The 16,177-nt window shown below is 59.6% G+C and carries 12 protein-coding genes and 1 other RNA gene; 9 read left to right on the top strand and 4 right to left on the bottom strand.

Annotated features, from left to right (window positions below; all coding sequences use genetic code 11):
• Nucleotides 1–148 precede the first annotated feature (148 nt).
• The 6 genes from H097_RS12185 to H097_RS12160 all read left to right on the top strand — a co-directional run bounded on the left by H097_RS12185 (nucleotide 149) and on the right by H097_RS12160 (nucleotide 10,300).
• Nucleotides 149–2,041, top strand: a complete 1,893-nt coding sequence (locus H097_RS12185) for a DUF1302 domain-containing protein (protein WP_032860055.1) — start codon at nucleotides 149–151, stop codon at nucleotides 2,039–2,041.
• A 28-nt stretch (nucleotides 2,042–2,069) separates the two neighbouring features.
• Complete coding sequence (locus H097_RS12180) at nucleotides 2,070–3,434, top strand: DUF1329 domain-containing protein (protein ID WP_029297800.1); 1,365 nt, start codon at nucleotides 2,070–2,072, stop codon at nucleotides 3,432–3,434.
• 277 nt (nucleotides 3,435–3,711) lie between these two features.
• On the top strand, nucleotides 3,712–6,450 hold the full coding sequence (locus tag H097_RS12175) for a LuxR C-terminal-related transcriptional regulator (RefSeq protein ID WP_032860054.1): 2,739 nt from the start codon (nucleotides 3,712–3,714) through the stop codon (nucleotides 6,448–6,450).
• A gap of 72 nt (nucleotides 6,451–6,522) precedes the next feature.
• Nucleotides 6,523–8,712 carry an OsmC domain/YcaO domain-containing protein gene (locus H097_RS12170; protein WP_032860053.1) on the top strand — a complete coding sequence of 730 codons (2,190 nt, stop codon included), beginning with the start codon at nucleotides 6,523–6,525 and terminating at the stop codon, nucleotides 8,710–8,712.
• 12 nt (nucleotides 8,713–8,724) lie between these two features.
• Complete coding sequence (locus tag H097_RS12165; RefSeq protein ID WP_032860052.1) at nucleotides 8,725–9,369, top strand: MBL fold metallo-hydrolase; 645 nt, start codon at nucleotides 8,725–8,727, stop codon at nucleotides 9,367–9,369.
• A gap of 166 nt (nucleotides 9,370–9,535) precedes the next feature.
• On the top strand, nucleotides 9,536–10,300 hold the full coding sequence (locus tag H097_RS12160) for an OmpA family lipoprotein (RefSeq protein WP_032860051.1): 765 nt from the start codon (nucleotides 9,536–9,538) through the stop codon (nucleotides 10,298–10,300).
• 68 nt (nucleotides 10,301–10,368) lie between these two features.
• On the opposite strand, the gene H097_RS12155 is transcribed toward H097_RS12160, so the two are convergent.
• The 4 genes from H097_RS12155 to H097_RS12140 form a co-directional block, all read right to left on the bottom strand.
• The gene (locus H097_RS12155; protein WP_032860050.1) at nucleotides 10,369–10,950 is read right to left on the bottom strand and encodes a BON domain-containing protein; all 582 of its coding nucleotides are present in this window, start codon (nucleotides 10,948–10,950) and stop codon (nucleotides 10,369–10,371) included.
• Nucleotides 10,947–11,540 carry a phosphoheptose isomerase gene (locus tag H097_RS12150; protein WP_003171862.1) on the bottom strand — a complete coding sequence of 198 codons (594 nt, stop codon included), beginning with the start codon at nucleotides 11,538–11,540 and terminating at the stop codon, nucleotides 10,947–10,949. Before H097_RS12150 ends, H097_RS12155 begins: the two co-directional genes overlap by 4 nt.
• Nucleotides 11,541–11,644: 104 nt before the next feature.
• A complete protein-coding gene (locus tag H097_RS12145; RefSeq protein ID WP_032860049.1) occupies nucleotides 11,645–12,016 on the bottom strand; it encodes a YraN family protein in 372 nt (123 codons plus the stop codon).
• Nucleotides 12,016–13,827, bottom strand: coding sequence for a penicillin-binding protein activator (locus H097_RS12140; protein WP_032860048.1), 1,812 nt, complete (start codon nucleotides 13,825–13,827; stop codon nucleotides 12,016–12,018). The genes H097_RS12145 and H097_RS12140 overlap by 1 nt, the downstream gene beginning before the upstream one ends.
• A gap of 219 nt (nucleotides 13,828–14,046) precedes the next feature.
• On the opposite strand from H097_RS12140, the gene rsmI reads away from it, so the two are divergent.
• The 3 genes from rsmI (at nucleotide 14,047) to mraZ (ending at nucleotide 16,177) form a co-directional block, all read left to right on the top strand.
• Entirely contained in the window at nucleotides 14,047–14,919 is an 873-nt protein-coding gene (gene rsmI / locus H097_RS12135) for a 16S rRNA (cytidine(1402)-2'-O)-methyltransferase (protein ID WP_032860047.1), read from the top strand.
• Nucleotides 14,920–15,013: 94 nt separating this feature from the next.
• An RNA gene (rnpB, locus tag H097_RS12725) (RNase P RNA component class A) lies at nucleotides 15,014–15,367 on the top strand.
• Between the two features lie 354 nt (nucleotides 15,368–15,721).
• The gene (mraZ, locus tag H097_RS12130) at nucleotides 15,722–16,177 is read left to right on the top strand and encodes a division/cell wall cluster transcriptional repressor MraZ (RefSeq protein WP_003171868.1); all 456 of its coding nucleotides are present in this window, start codon (nucleotides 15,722–15,724) and stop codon (nucleotides 16,175–16,177) included.

Raw genomic sequence — 16,177 nt, 5'->3', positions numbered from 1 at the left:
TCCCTCCCAGAGTTTTTCAAGAATGTGGCGCTGCGGTCCTGGGTGGTCCGGCGGTTGTCTGGCATTGGAATCGTTGTATTCCGGCTGTTACAAGCATGTTTGAAAAGGCTCACTGCCATAACAATAAAATGCACATGGAGTAGCGTCGATGACCTCAGTAAATCAGTTCTGGCGCCGGGCGAGATTACCCCTGGCGGTCAGTCTTGCCTCGACCCTCGCCGGGCCCGCATTCGGCGTCAGTTTCAACATCGGTGAGGTCGAAGGCAGCTTCGACTCGTCCCTGTCGGTGGGGGCCAGCTGGAGTACGGCCAAGCCCGATCGCGACCTGATTGGTGTCAACAACGGTGGCAAGGGGTTGTCTCAGACCTCTGACGACGGTCACTTGAACTTCAAGCGTGGGGAAACGTTCTCGAAGATCTTCAAGGGTATCCATGACCTGGAACTGAAGTACGGCGATACCGGTGTGTTTGTACGTGGCAAGTATTGGTATGACTTTGAACTCAAGGATGAAAGCCGCGAGTTCAAGGACATCAGCGACCACAACCGCAAAGAGGGCGCCAAGTCTTCTGGCGGGCAGATCCTCGATGCGTTCATCTACCACAACTACTCCATTGCCGATGCGCCGGGTTCGGTGCGGTTCGGTAAGCAGGTTGTGAGCTGGGGTGAAAGTACGTTCATTGGCGGTGGTATCAACTCCGTCAACCCGATCGACGTGTCTGCGTTCCGTCGTCCGGGCGCCGAAATCAAGGAAGGCCTGATTCCGGTCAACATGTTCTACGTGTCTCAATCCTTGACCGATAACCTGTCGGCAGAAGCCTTCTACCAGTTGGAATGGGACCAGACGGTTACCGACAACTGCGGGACGTTCTTCTCCCAGCCGGATGTGGTGTCCGATGGCTGCAGCGACAACCTGCGCCTGCTGGCCAAGCGTTCGACCATTGCTGCAACGGCCCCAGGTCGTGGTGCATTGGCGGTATTTGATCGCATGGGCATGGACATTAACAATGAGGGCACACTGGTTCGCCGTGGCCCCGACCGGGATGCACGCGACAGCGGCCAATTCGGCGCGGCGATGCACTACAACTTCGAGCCGCTGGATACCGAGTTCGGCGCTTATTTCATGAACTACCACAGCCGGGCGCCGATCTTCAGCGCGACGGCTGCGCCAGCCTCAGCTTATGCAATGGCACCTAACTTTGGTCAGTTGGCGCCAGTGTTCATTGCGGGTAATTCCAAGTACTTCATCGAGTACCCGGAAGACATTCGTCTGTATGGCTTGAGCTTCTCCACGACGTTACCTACCGGCACCGCATGGAGCGGTGAAGTCAGCTATCGCCCGAATGCTCCGGTACAGCTCAATACCACCGATATCTTGTACTCCGCCGTTAAGCCTTTGAAGGGCCTTTACGATAATGCATCGCTGCTCAATGGCGTTCCTGGGCAGGACATGCATGGTTATCGCCGTAAGGAAATCACCCAGTTCCAGACCACACTGACCCATTTCTTCGATCAGGTGATGGGCGCCAGTCGTCTGACCGTGGTGGGTGAAGTCGGGGTGACTCACGTGGGCGGGCTTGAGAGCTCATCGAAGATTCGTTATGGCCGTGACCCGGTTTATGGTCCAGGCGCACTGCCTAATACCGGCTCTGCGAATACCTGTTCGCAAATCTTGAACACGGGCACCATCGGTGGCGCGGGTCCGGGAACAGACGCCAGTAATCTGTCCAAAAACTGCAACAACGACGGCTTCACCACCTCCACATCCTGGGGCTACCGTGGCCGCGCTATCTGGGAATACCCGGATGTGTTCGCCGGTGTAAACCTCAAGCCTAGTGTGGCCTGGTCCCATGACGTGAGCGGTTACTCGCCAGGTCCTGGCGGCAACTTCGAAGAAGGTCGCAAAGCGGTGAGCCTGGGGCTGGACGCGGAATACCAGAACACCTACACCGCGAGCCTGGCCTACACCAACTTCTTTGGTGGCGACTACAACACCTCGGTTGACCGCGATTTCGTGGCCCTGAGTTTCGGCGCGAACTTCTAAGCACACTGCATTTCAGGAAGACCAGAACATGAAAATAACCAAAAGTCTGTTGCACGTGGGTGTGCTGGGACTGTCGATCATGGCCAGCAGCGTCATGGCGGCCGTCTCGGCGGATGAAGCCGCCAAGCTGGGAACCACGCTGACCCCGATGGGCGCGGAAATGGCCGGCAACGCTGCCGGCACCATCCCCGCCTGGAAAGCCCTGCCAACCAACGCGGGCGCCGTGGATGCCAAGGGCTTCCTGGCCAACCCCTATGCCAGCGAGCAGCCGCAGTTCACCATCACCGCGCAGAACGTCGAGCAGTACAAAGACAAGTTGGCGCCGGGGCAGTACGCGATGTTCAAGCGCTACCCTGAAACCTTCAAGATGCCGGTGTACACCACCCATCGCGGCGCCACTGTGCCGGCCGAAGTGTTCGCCTCCATCAAGAAAAACGCCACCAGCACCAACCTGGTAGGTGGCGGTAACGGCCTGGAAAACTTCGAGACCGCGATTCCGTTCCCGATCCCGAAAAGTGGGGTCGAGGTGATCTGGAACCACATCACCCGTTATCGTGGTGGCAGCGTGACGCGCCTGGTGACCCAGGCCACGCCACAGGCCAACGGCTCGTACAGCCTGGTGTACTTCCAGGATCAGTTCGTGTTCCGCGACAAGATGAAGGACTACGATCCGGCCAATCCGGGCAACATCCTGTTCTACTTCAAGCAGCAAGTGACTGCACCGGCGCGCCTGGCCGGTGGTGTGCTGCTGGTACACGAGACCCTGGACCAGGTGAAGGAACCGCGCGCGGCGTGGGTCTACAACGCCGGTCAGCGCCGTGTGCGTCGGGCGCCGCAAGTGTCCTATGACGGGCCGGGTACTGCTGCCGATGGCCTGCGTACCTCCGATAACCTCGACATGTACAACGGCGCGCCGGATCGCTACGACTGGAAGCTGGAAGGCAAGAAGGAAATCTACATCGCGTCCAACAGCTACAAGCTCGACGATCCGAAGCTCAAGTACGCCGACATCATCAAGGCCGGCCACATCAACCAGGACCTGGCACGCTATGAACTGCGCCGCGTCTGGCACGTGGTCGCGACCCTGAAGGAAGGCCAGCGCCATATCTACGCCAAGCGTGACTTCTATATCGACGAAGACACCTGGCAAGCAGCCGTGATCGACCACTACGACGGTCGTGGCCAGCTGTGGCGTGTGGCTGAAGCCCATGGCGAGAACTACTACGACAAGCAAGTGCCGTGGTACGCCCTGGAAACCCTCTACGACCTGCAGTCCGGCCGCTACCTGGCACTGGGCATGAAGAACGAAGAGAAAAAGGCCTATGACTTCGGCTTCACCGCCACCACCAAAGACTTCACGCCAGCGGCCCTGCGCCAGGAAGGCGTGCGCTAACCAGCGGTAAACAAGTCCGCACCTGTGGGGGCGGGCTTGTGTGGGAGCGGGCTTGCTCGCGATAGCGGTGGTTCAGTCAATTCACCAGTGACTGACACACTGCTATCGCGAGCAAGCCCGCTCCCACATTTGTTTTCGGCTACCCGGAAAATGGTTGGTTATTTTTTGTTGTAGTCTTTTTCAGACAAATGTTGCAAAGATCTACAAAGCTGCCGCTTTTAACGCTAGTCTGCCGACATCTGCAATGCCGACCACAGCCTATTACAAGAGCCCGGCGATGACTGATCTGTCCCGAATCCAAGGGCCTGCCAGCACGGTAATCCCCACGCTGGAAGGGCGCTTCTATCGACCCCCGCTACCCGACGGCTATGTGCTGCGCCCGCGCCTGTGTGAGCGTATGAGCGCGGGCCTGGAGGGCCGTTTGCTGTTGGTCAGCGCGCCGGCCGGGTTTGGCAAGAGTTCGCTGGCGGTGGAGTTCTGCCAAAGCCTGCCTGACCACTGGCAAAGCCTGTGGTTGGGCCTCAGTTCGCGGGACAGTGATCCGGGGCGCTTCCTTGAGCGTTTGCTGGAGGGTTTGCAGCAGTACTTCCCGCAGGTCGGCAACCAGGCCCTGGGCTTGTTGAAAATGCGCCAGCGCCATCAGCCATTTGCCTTTGAAGAATGGCTCGATGGCTTGCTCGATGAATTGACTGTCCATCTGTCTACACGCACGCCGTTGTTACTGGTGCTGGATGACTACCATCTGGCCCAGGGTCCGGTGCTGGATCGCTGCCTGCAATTTTTTCTCAATCATCTGCCCGATGGCCTGTTGGTGCTGGTCACCAGCCGCCAGCGTCCCGACTGGCATTTGGCGCGGCTGCGCCTATCGCGGCATTTGCTGGAGTTGCATGAGCAGGACCTGCGCCTGACCAACGATGAATCCTTGGCCTTGCTCGACCGCCATAGCAGCTCGTTGCGCGGTGAAGCGCTGGACAACCTGATCCGCCGTAGCGAAGGCTGGGTGGCCGGCCTGCGTTTTTGGTTGTTGGCGGCCTCCGAAGCCGGCAGCGAGGCCGACCTGCCCCAAGGCCTGCATGGTGGGGAAGGGCTGATCCGTGACTATCTGCTGGAAGAGGTGATCGACTGCCTGCCGCCAGAGGTCCAGGCCTTCCTCTATGACACCGCTTCCCAGGAGCGTTTTTGCAGCGAGCTGTGCGACGCCGTGCGTGAGGCCCATGACAGCGCGGAAATCCTGCGCTACTTGCAAGCCCACCAAGTATTCCTGGTGCCGCTGGACGAGCAGGGCCACTGGTATCGCTATCACCACCTGTTTTCCGATTTGCTGCGCACCCGGCGTTCACCGAACGCGATGCTGCCGGCCGCCAGCCTGCACTTGCGCGCCTGTCGCTGGTTCAATGCCCAGGGTTTGCTTGATGAGGCGGTGGAGCAGGCCCTGCGCGCGGGGCATCTGGATGTGGCGGCGAACCTGGTGCAGAACCTGTCCGAAGAGCAATTGTTGGCCGAGCAGAACGTCGGCATGCTCCTGCGCTGGAAGATGGACCTGCCCGATAGCCTGTTGATCAGCACGCCACGCTTGATCGTGCTTTATAGCTGGGCGTTGGGGCTGGCCTGTCAGTTGGACGCAGCAGAGGAGTTGTCCAGCCACCTCAGTCGCTTCCTGCCGGCACCGTCGGCCACGGCGCAGAAGTCGATGCTGGCCCAGTGGCTGGCCCTCAGCGGCATCATTGCCCGTGGCCGCGGCAATCGCGAGTTGACCCAGCTGTATTGCAGCGAAGCCCTGGAAAGCCTGCCGCACAAGCGTTACGGCCAGCGCTTGATGTGCCTGTCGACCTTGTCGAACCTGGCCATCGTCGATGCCGACCTTTGGCGCGCGCGTGGCTTGAATCGTGAATCCCTGGAGCTGGCGCAACGTGTTGGCAACCCGCTGTTCGAGGCCCTGGCCCATTACGACCGGGCGCGCGTGCTGCAGGCGCGCGGGGAAATCCTGCGTTCCCTGGATGAGGTGCACGAGGGCCTGCAACGCTTGCAGGGCCTGGGGCCTCAACGCCTGTATGCGGTGCGCGCACGCCTGTCATTGTATGAAGGGTTCCTGCTGCTGATGCGTTGCCAGCCGGAAACCGGCCTGTTGCGTTTGCGTACGGGGTTGGCTGAAGCCCGTGCCTGCCGAGATATCAGCGTGTTGATCGGGCACTGTGTCATTGCCAACTTTGAAGGGCGCCGTGGCGACTTTCCCAAGGCTTTTGCCGAGCTGGCCGAAGCCGAGCGGCTGATGCACATCTGGGACGTGCCGCCGATCTACTACCTGGCCATGATTACCCTGATCAAATGCGAGTTGTGGCTGGCCCAGGGGCGTACCGACCTGGCCGATGCCTGGCTGGCCCGCCTGGGGCAAACCTATAACGGCGAGCAGGCAGCGGCCGCCCCGGAGTTTCACCCACATCTGCCGCAACATATCGAACTGCAACAGGCGGCCCTGGAGGCCATTCGTGGTCAGTCCGAAAGCGCCCTGCGTCGGCTCGATGCGCTCGCCCGGCAGGCTGAAGACAAGGGCCAGCAGATGATCGCGGTGATGGCCCTGAACCAACACGTCCTGTTGTTGCTGGATGACGGTCAGGCAGCGTCAGCCCGGCCGGTTTTTGCCCGGGCCCGGCAAATGGCGAGCGGCGGCGCGTTGCAACCCTTCCAGCGCCTGTTGGAGCGTTATCCCGACTGGGTGCGCGAGCAACTGGGCCAGGCGCCGAGTGACTTGCTGCGGCAAAGCCTGTGGGCCCTGCTGCCGGCGGTTGCCCCGCGCGAGCCGGTCGAAACCAGCCACTCCAGCGAAACCTTGAGCGCCCGTGAGTTGGCGGTGCTGCAGTTGATCGCCCAAGGCTGCTCCAACCAGGAAATCAGCAACCAGCTGTTTATCTCGCTGCACACCGTCAAGACCCACGCCAGTCATATCAACAGCAAACTGGGGGTCGAGCGCCGCACCCAGGCGGTCGCGCGGGCGCAGGAGATGGGGTTGTTGGGGTAAGGGGGAGACTTGCGCCGCAAAAGCCGGATAATGGCGGCCAATTCGTTTGCTCCGCTATTCTGGTAATCCCGCATGGAAATCAAGGTCAATTTTCTCGACAACCTCCGGCTTGAAGCCAAGTTCGATGACTTCACCGTGGTGGCCGACCAGCCGATTCGCTACAAGGGCGATGGCTCGGCCCCTGGTCCGTTCGACTACTTCCTGGCTTCGTCGGCGTTGTGTGCGGCTTACTTTGTGAAGTTGTATTGCAGCACGCGCAACATCCCCACGGATAATATCCGTCTGTCACAGAACAACATTGTCGACCCGGAAAACCGCTACAACCAGATCTTCAAGATCCAGGTCGAGTTGCCTGCGGATATTTCCGACAAGGATCGCCAAGGCATCCTGCGCTCCATCGACCGCTGTACGGTCAAGAAGGTCGTACAGGCCGGGCCTGAGTTTGTCATCGAAGAGGTGGAAAACCTCGACGCCGATGCCCAGGCGTTGCTGATGCCGGCTTCTGCTTCGGACGCGGGCACTTATATCGCGGGCAAGGACCTGCCGCTGGAGCAGACCATCGCCAACATGTCGGCGATTCTCGCGGGCCTGGGCATGAAGATTGAGATCGCCTCGTGGCGCAATATCGTGCCCAATGTCTGGTCGCTGCATATCCGCGATGCCCATTCGCCGATGTGCTTTACCAACGGCAAGGGCGCGACCAAGGAAGGCGCACTGGCGTCGGCCCTGGGCGAGTTTATCGAACGCCTGAACTGCAACTTCTTCTACAACGACCAGTTCTGGGGCGAAGACATCGCCAACGCGGCGTTTGTGCATTATCCGGACGAGCGCTGGTTCAAGCCGGGCCGCAAAGATGCGCTGCCGACTGAGATCCTCGACGAGTACTGCCTGAAGATCTACAACCGTGATGGCGAATTGCGTGGTTCGCACCTGATCGACACCAACTCTGGCAATGAAGAGCGCGGCATTGTTTCGCTTCCGTTTGTGCGCCAGTCGGATGGCGAGGTGGTGTATTTCCCCTCAAACCTGATCGAAAACCTGTACCTGAGCAACGGCATGAGTGCCGGTAACACCCTGGCGGAAGCCCAGGTGCAGTGCCTGTCGGAGATCTTCGAGCGCGCGGTGAAACGCGAAATCATCGAAGGCGAATTTGCCCTGCCGGATGTACCGGCCCACGTGCTGGCCAAATACCCAGGCATCCTCGCCGGTATCCAGGCCCTGGAAGAACAGGGGTTTCCGGTGCTGGTCAAGGACGCCTCCCTGGGCGGTGAATTCCCGGTAATGTGCGTGACCCTGATGAGCCCGCGCACCGGTGGTGTGTTTGCCTCGTTCGGTGCCCACCCAAGCCTGGAAGTGGCGCTGGAGCGCAGCTTGACCGAGCTGCTCCAAGGCCGCAGTTTCGAAGGCCTGAACGACTTGCCGCAGCCGACCTTTGAAGGCCATGCGGTGACTGAACCGAATAACTTTGTCGAACACTTCATCGACTCCAGTGGCGTGGTGTCGTGGCGCTTCTTCAGTGCCAAGTCCGATTACGAATTCGTGGAATGGGACTTCTCCGGCCAGGGCGAAGACTCCAACGCCGAGGAAGCCGCGACCTTGTTCGGCATTCTCGAAGGCATGGGCAAGCAGGTCTACATGGCGGTCTACGAACATATCGGCGCCAAGGCCTGCCGCATCCTGGTGCCGGACTATTCGGAAATCTATCCGGTTGACGACCTGATCTGGGATAACACCAACAAGGCGTTGTTCTTCCGCGCCGATATCCTCAACCTGCACAGCCTGGATGAGGACGGCCTGCAAGCGCTGGTCGAGCGCCTGGTGGAAAGCGAACTGGATGACTACACCGATATCACCACCCTGATCGGTATCGAGTTCGACGACAACACCGCATGGGGGCAGTTGACCATCCTGGAGTTGAAGCTGCTGATCTATCTCGCCTTGCAGCAGTTTGAAGAGGCGAAAGAGGCGGTGGAGATGTTCCTGCAGTACAACGACAACACCGTCGAACGCGGCCTGTTCTACCAGGCGGTGAATGCGGTGCTGGAGATGCAACTGGACGAGGACCTGGAATTGGAAGACTACGAGGCTAACTTGCGTCGCATGTTTGGCAATGAGCGCATGGATGCCGCCATCGGTTCGGTGGATGGCCGCGTGCGGTTCCATGGCTTGACGCCGACCAGCATGAAGCTCGAAGGCCTGGACCGACACCTGCGGTTGATCGACAGCTATAAAAAGCTGCACGCCGCTCGGGCTAATAGTTAGGACGGACCTCTTATGCACGCTGCAAAGCTCCAACTCATTCGCGAGACATTTCCTGTCGGCCCTTTGCAGTGCAACTGCACGATCATCGGCGACCCGATCAGCAAGAAGGCCATCGTGGTCGATCCGGGTGGCAACCATGAATTGATCCTGGCGCGGCTCGACGCGCTGGGCTTGAAGGTGGTGAGCATCATTCATACCCATGCGCATCTGGATCACTTCCTGGCTTCCGGCCAATTGAAGGAGAAGACCGGTGCCACGCTGCACCTGCACAAGGAAGATCAGTTCCTGTGGGATAACCTGGAGATGCAATGCCAGATGTTCGGCGTGCCCTACACGCCGGTGCCGTCGCCGGATCGCTGGCTGGCCGATGATGAAGAGTTGGCGTGTGGCTGCGGGGTGGCCTTGCACACACCCGGGCATACACCGGGCTCCATGAGTTTCTGGTTTGCCGATGCCAAGCTGCTGATCGCCGGGGATACCTTGTTCCGGCGCGGGGTAGGGCGTACGGATTTGTGGGGCGGCGACCAGGCGACCATCGTTCGCTCGATCCAGCAGCGCCTGTATACCCTGGATGAGGACGCGACCGTGGTGACGGGGCATGGTCCGGATACGCGACTGGGGGATGAAATGCGCGAAAATCCGTTTGTCAGGGCCTGATATGGCGAGGCTCTGCTAGTGTTCAGGTAAGCGCACCGGTCTCCATCTTTTGTTACAGGGCAGAGGCCGGGCATGGAATTTTTGTCGTTTGTCGCGTTCCAAACTCGGCACAGGTCCATTGCCAATGTCCTCTGCATCACAGAATGCAAAAGTAGGAGCTTCCTTCATGTTCACTTCGCGTCGTCTGCTTGTTGTTGCTACAGCGGTAGCCCTGTTGTCGGGCTGTGCTTCCCCTAACCCTTACGATGGCAGCCAGGGGCAGGCGGACAGCGGTTCACAAGGCATGAGCAAAACCGCCAAGTACGGCGGCCTCGGCGCGCTGGCTGGCGCGTTGGCTGGTGCGGCCATTGGCCATGATAATCGTGGCAAGGGCGCGCTGATCGGCGCAGCGGTGGCCGGTATCGGTGCCGCAGGTTATGGCTATTACGCCGACCAGCAGGAAAAGAAATTGCGTGAAAGCATGGCTAATACCGGTGTCGAGGTGCAGCGCCAGGGTGACCAGATCAAGTTGATCATGCCGGGTAACATCACCTTCGCGACCAACTCCGATGCAATTGCCAGCAGCTTCTACTCCCCGCTGAATAACTTGGCCAACTCGCTCAAGCAGTTCAACCAGAACACCATTCAGATTGTCGGCTACACCGACAGCACCGGCAGTCGCCAGCTCAACATGGACCTGTCCCAGCGTCGTGCGCAAAGCGTGGCCAATTACCTGACATCCCAAGGTGTGAGTCCGACCAACCTGACCACCCGCGGTGCCGGCCCGGATAACCCGATTGCCAGCAACGCCGACGTCAACGGCCGCGCACAGAACCGTCGCGTCGAGGTCAACCTCGGCCCGATCCCTGGTCAGCAATATGGTCAGCCTGCACAGCAGCAACAGCAGCAGAACAACCAGTTCCAGGGCAATCCATACCAGCAGTACCAGTAACCGCCAGCCATTAAAAAGGGCGCCGTGCAGTCAATGCGCGGCACCCTTTTTTGTGGCTGGTGATTACATCAGTCGATGTATTCGAACAGCTTGACGATTTTCTGTACGCCGGACACACCCTGCACCAGGTTGGTTGCGCGAGTGGCTTCCTGTTGAGTCAACAGTCCCATCAGGTAGACGATACCGTTATCAGTCACGACTTTGATCCGAGAGCCGGGAATCGCGCTGTCGGTCAACATCTGCGCCTTGATCTTGGTGGTCAGCACCGCATCGTTGCTGATTGCCAGCAGCGTGATCGGCTGCGTGACCTGCAATTCGTTGTGGACCTTCTTGACCCGTTGCACAGTTGCGGCGGCTTGTTCGGCCTGGGTCTTGAGGTCGGCGCGCGGGGTTTGCCCGGCGAGCAGCACGATGCCGTTGAAGCTGGTCACGACGATACGCGATGCGCCGTTGCCCAGGTCGGGTGCGGCCTTGGCGACGTTGACGCCGACCTTGGTTTCGATCAGCGAGTCATCGATCTTGCTACCAAAGGTGCGCGTGCCCCGGTCGTCCTGGATCGGTGTGTCGCGGGTCGCGGTGATGGCCGAGGTGCAGCCGCTGATACCGAGGCACAGCGTGATGGCCAAAAGGCTGAGGCGGTTAACGGTCATTCTTCACTCCCGAACAGTTGGCTGTCGATCAGATCGCACAGGCAGTGGATCGTCAGCAGATGGACTTCCTGAATACGTGCAGTGACATTGGCCGGGACGCGGATCTCCACGTCTTCGGGCAGCAGCAGCGAGGCCATGCCGCCACCGTCGCGGCCGGTCAATGCTACGACAATCATTTCGCGATCATGTGCGGCCTGGATCGCTTGAATAATGTTCGCCGAGTTGCCGCTGGTGGAAATAGCCAGCAGCACATCGCCCGGTTGGCCGAGGGCACGGATTTGTTTGGAAAAGATTTCGTTGTAGCTGTAGTCGTTGGCGATCGAGGTGATCGTCGACGAATCGGTGGTCAAGGCGATGGCCGGCAGGCTCGGCCGCTCGCGCTCAAAGCGGTTGAGCAGCTCGGAGGAAAAGTGCTGGGCGTCGCCGGCCGAACCACCGTTGCCACACGAAAGCATTTTGCCTTCGTTGAGCAGGGCGTTGACCATGACCTGGCTGGCTTGCTCGATGTGCGGTGCAAGTACGTCCATCGCCTGTTGCTTGGTATCGATACTGGCCTGGAAAAGCTGGCGAATTCGGGATTGCATGTCCATCTGTGTGACCTTAAGTAGCGCGGCTGTATGGCACACGAATGTGCAGCCCGCAAAGCAAAGAGCAAAAGTGTGCGGTGAAGATGTCCGATCCGTCCCGGTGGTGCTCAGCCGTCGAAGGCGTTGCGCAGCCAGTTCAGATCAGTGGTTCCGTGGGGCGTGCTTTCCATGGCAACCACATCGAAACGGCAGGGGGAGTCAGCCCAGCGACGTTCACTGAGCAGGAAAAACTGCGCGGCGAGTATCAGCTTTTGGCGTTTGCGCTCGTCGATACTGGCGAGTGCGCCACCCCATTGTGCGTATTTTCTGTAGCGGACTTCGACAAATACTACTGTATCGCCGTCAAGCATGACCAGATCAAGCTCGCCGCGTTTACACAACCAGTTCTGCGCCAGCAGGCGCAGACCCTGTTGTTGCAGGTGTTCAAGTGCTTGTTGTTCGGCATCCTTGCCGCTTTGTGCGCTGGAGCGTAGGGGCATCAGCGCGGGGTATCGGGCAGGCGTTCGACCTGGCCACTGACAAACTTGGCCCACGGCAGTTGGCGCTCGATCCGTTGGCTTTGGCTCATCCCCAGGTTGCCGGAAAGGCCATCGATGCGGGTATCCGGCAGCGCCTTGAGCTGGCCCAGGCGCGGTGCCAGGCGGTAGGCATCAACACCCATCGCGTACAGGCGGCCCAGGCTGCCATTGGCTTGTGGCCATTGTGCGGTGACCTGGTTGCGCAGTGGGTCGGTGGTGTTGAGCAGCCACGGCGTCTCGCAGAACATGATGGCGTTCATGTCGTTGTACTGGTTCTTGTCGCCGCTGGCGCTGTACACGTGGGAGGTGGCATACACCGGCACATCGCCCGCGTACTGGAAGTTCAGCGTTGGCTTGATCTGCTGGGCCTGCTGTGGCGTCACGGCGAGGAAGATGAACTCGATGTCCTGGCGGCGCGATGGCTGTGCGGCGACGTCAGCGCCGACCGTGCTTTGCAGGCTCTTGGCGCGGCCTTCGCTCTGGCGCAGCTTGAACAGGTCGGCGATCTGCTGGGCCAGGGCGACGGGCTGGTCGACATGCTCGACACCGATCAGGGTGCCGCCATTGGCTTCCCAGTCCTGGCGGAAGGCCTTGAGTACGCGGTCGCCCCATTCGCCTTTCGGCACCATGGCCGCAGCGCGGTGCAGGCCATCGGCGCGGGCACGACGTGATACTTCGCGGGCTTCGTCCTCGGCTGCCAGGCCGAACTGGAACAGTTGTGCAGGTGCTTGATCGCCTTCGCTGTAGTTCAGGGCCAGGGTGGTGATGGGCAACTGCGCACGGGTGCTGAGTTGCTTGACCAGCGGTTTTTCCAGCGGGCCGATCACCAGTTGCACGCCGTCAGCCTGGGCCTTTTTGTAGAACTCATCGAGGGAGCTGACCCGTGAGCTGTCATAGAACTCGATGGTCGGTGGTTTCTGCCCGGCCTGTTGCGCCTGGTAGTGCGCGGCCATGAAGCCTTCGCGCAAAGCCTTGGCCACGTTGGTCAACGGGCCTTGCTGCGGCAACAGCAGGGCGATTTTGTTCAGTGGCTGGCTTGCCAGCTCCTTGAGCTTGGTCAGCGGCAGGGGCAGTTGCACCGCCGCCGGGTGCGCAGGGTTCTGCGCACGCCAGGTGTCGATGGCGGCTTGTTGCTGCTCCAGGGTACCGGCGTTCTTGACGGCCTGGGCCAGGCTGATCCAGCCATCGAGTGTCGGGTTGCCGCTGGCCTGCAATTGTTCACCAGGCACAGCAGCAATCAGGCTCCAGATGGCCTCGTGGTTGCTGGCGGCGGCATCTCCCGTCAGCAGCGGGGCGATGTCCACGCGTTCGCGGGCTGCGGCCAGGGTCTGGCCGTCGGCTTCATAGGCGCGGGCGTGTACGGTGCCGGTGCGGACCTGTTGCTCCGGCGGCAACCCCTTGAGGTTTTGCAGGCTCGGATGGCTCAACGCCGTCAGCGCCGCCTTGGGCTGGTTGCGGGTCATGGCCAGCTCTGCAGTCAGGGTGCTGGCAAAGACCTGGGCCGCCGGCTTGAGGCTGTCCAGTGGCACTTGCGCGAGAATCTGCGCCGAGCGGCCGGGATTGTTCTGGTGGAAGGCCATGTCAGCTGCGCTCAGGCGCAGCAGTGCAGCTTTTTCCGGAGTCTTGGCCGAAGTCGCCTGTTCGAGCAGTTGCTCGATCGTGGCATCCGGGGTCCGTGGGAGTTCGCCAAGGCTTGACGAGGGCGAGCTTGCGCAAGCCGCCAACAGGGCAGCCAGGCAAAGGGCAGAGAACAGCCGCAGGCAAGCGATCATGTAAGTGTTCCTGATACCGATCAAATTAGCGTGGAATTGTACCCAAGCACTGGCCGGGGCGCGATGTTACTGGCGTGAAACCGTCTATTTAGATCGTTTAAATGTTGCAGAGCGTCAGTAACCGCCGCAAACAGACCCGATGGACGCTACCCCGTTGGCGCATTTTCTTGACGTCTACGCGCTACAATATGGCTTTTGCCAATCTTCGAGGTGTGCGCTTTGACTGCTCCAGGTCCTTTGAATTCCACTGCTGGCTCGCTTTTTGTGGTGGCGACGCCGATTGGCAACCTGGACGACATCAGCGCTCGGGCGCTGAAGGTGTTGCGCGAAGCCAAGTTGATTGCGGCGGAAGACACTCGGCACTCGCTGCGCCTGATGCAGCACTTTGGTATTACCACGCCCTTGGCGGCTTGCCATGAACATAACGAGCGTGACGAGGGCAGCCGCTTTATTACCCGCCTCTTGGCGGGGGACGACGTGGCGTTGATTTCCGATGCCGGTACTCCACTGATCTCCGACCCTGGCTACCATCTCGTGCGTCAGGCTCGTGCCGCTGGTATCAATGTAGTCCCTGTTCCCGGGGCGTGCGCGTTGATTGCGGCTTTGTCGGCGGCGGGCTTGCCGTCTGACCGCTTTATCTTCGAAGGCTTCCTGCCTGCCAAGGCCGTGGGGCGTCGCGCGCGCCTGGAGTTGTTAAAAGAAGAGCCGCGCACCCTGATCTTCTACGAAGCACCGCACCGCATCCTTGAGTGCCTGCAGGACATGGAGCTGGTCTTTGGTGGCGAGCGCCTGGCCCTGCTGGCGCGGGAGTTGACCAAGACTTTTGAAACCCTCAAGGGCTTGCCGCTGGAAGAGCTGCGCGCCTTTGTCGAAGGTGACAGCAATCAGCAGCGCGGCGAGTGTGTGGTGCTGGTCGCAGGCTGGAGTGCGCCGGAAAGTGAAGATGTCGTGGGCAGCGAAGCCATGCGCGTGCTGGATCTGTTGCTCAAGGAAATGCCGCTCAAGCGTGCGGCGGCCCTGGCGGCGGAAATAACCGGGGTGCGCAAGAACGTGTTGTATCAGGCTGCGCTTGATAAGCAAAAGAGCGAATAGTTCCGGGTTTAACGTGCACGACGTCGGCACATGATGGCAATGCTGTCTTTTAATACTTGTTCTAAGGCCGCCGTGCCGTTAACCTTCGCGGCGGAGAGTCGATTGGACAGTCGCTGCCCTCTATGAAAATTAGGGGGGGGAGGAAAGTCCGGGCTCCATAGGGCGAAGTGCCAGGTAATGCCTGGGGGGCGTGAGCCTACGGAAAGTGCCACAGAAAATAACCGCCTAAGCACTTCGGTGCCGGTAAGGGTGAAAAGGTGCGGTAAGAGCGCACCGCACGACTGGCAACAGTTCGTGGCTAGGTAAACCCCACTTGGAGCAAGACCAAATAGGGTTCCAAGGCGTGGCCCGCGCTGGAACCGGGTAGGTTGCTAAAGATGTCCAGTGATGGCCATCGTAGACGAATGACTGTTCAAGACAGAACCCGGCTTATAGATCGACTCTCCACCTTTTTCCTTCTGCACGAGTCTCGGGCAGAAACCAGGTAGTAACGCAAGAATCCCTCCCTGCCAAATCATTGGCAGATGCGTCTTCGTAATACCGAAAAAATCTTACTCTTAATAAATTACTTTAACTTCAAGCTCTAGCTCTTTGAGCTGCTTGGGATTATCGAGTCAAAAACATCGCTGAACTCTCGTTTCTCCTCCTTTTACGCTCCTAAATCTCCGTTCTGTAAGGCTTTTCCTTTAATCCGCGCCTTGACGGTGTGGTGGGCGCATTCCTATAGTGTGCGCAAGTGGCGGAAAGTGGCACAAAGTGGGTTTTTTGAACGTAAAACGCTAATATTTGGAGAAACGCATCTGTGTTTCGCGGAGCTAACGCTATCAGTCTCGATGCAAAAGGCCGTCTCGCCATGCCGAGCCGGTATCGTGACGAGCTCATTTCGCGAAGTTCAGGCCAGTTAATCATCACGATTGATGCCGTTGATCCATGTTTGTGTGTTTACCCGCTCGATGAGTGGGAGTTGATTGAAACCAAGTTGCGCGCTCTGCCTTCGTTGCGTGAAGAGAACCGTCGCCTGCAACGCTTGCTGATTGGTAATGCCGTCGACCTCGAACTCGATGGCAGTGGTCGTTTCCTGGTTCCGCCGCGTCTGCGCGAATACGCCAAGCTCGACAAGCGCGCGATGCTGGTAGGCCAACTGAACAAGTTCCAATTGTGGGACGAAGATGCCTGGGATGCTGTTTCTGCAGCTGACCTGGCTGCTATTCAACAACCGGGCGCCATGCCTGATGAACTGCGTGATTTGATCCTGTGA

It is taken from the genome of Pseudomonas sp. FH4, from assembly GCF_000510915.2.
In the GTDB taxonomy this organism is placed as follows: Bacteria; Pseudomonadota; Gammaproteobacteria; order Pseudomonadales; family Pseudomonadaceae; genus Aquipseudomonas; species Aquipseudomonas brenneri.
This window is presented reverse-complemented; position numbering and strand designations above follow the sequence as displayed.

Coding starts and splice junctions, on each gene's coding strand:
- H097_RS12185 (WP_032860055.1), top strand. CDS start 149: ATGACCTCAGTAAATCAGTTCTGGCGCCGGGCGAGATTACCCCTGGCG.
- H097_RS12180 (WP_029297800.1), top strand. CDS start 2,070: ATGAAAATAACCAAAAGTCTGTTGCACGTGGGTGTGCTGGGACTGTCG.
- H097_RS12175 (WP_032860054.1), top strand. CDS start 3,712: ATGACTGATCTGTCCCGAATCCAAGGGCCTGCCAGCACGGTAATCCCC.
- H097_RS12170 (WP_032860053.1), top strand. CDS start 6,523: ATGGAAATCAAGGTCAATTTTCTCGACAACCTCCGGCTTGAAGCCAAG.
- H097_RS12165 (WP_032860052.1), top strand. CDS start 8,725: ATGCACGCTGCAAAGCTCCAACTCATTCGCGAGACATTTCCTGTCGGC.
- H097_RS12160 (WP_032860051.1), top strand. CDS start 9,536: ATGTTCACTTCGCGTCGTCTGCTTGTTGTTGCTACAGCGGTAGCCCTG.
- H097_RS12155 (WP_032860050.1), bottom strand. CDS start 10,950: ATGACCGTTAACCGCCTCAGCCTTTTGGCCATCACGCTGTGCCTCGGT.
- H097_RS12150 (WP_003171862.1), bottom strand. CDS start 11,540: ATGGACATGCAATCCCGAATTCGCCAGCTTTTCCAGGCCAGTATCGAT.
- H097_RS12145 (WP_032860049.1), bottom strand. CDS start 12,016: ATGCCCCTACGCTCCAGCGCACAAAGCGGCAAGGATGCCGAACAACAA.
- H097_RS12140 (WP_032860048.1), bottom strand. CDS start 13,827: ATGATCGCTTGCCTGCGGCTGTTCTCTGCCCTTTGCCTGGCTGCCCTG.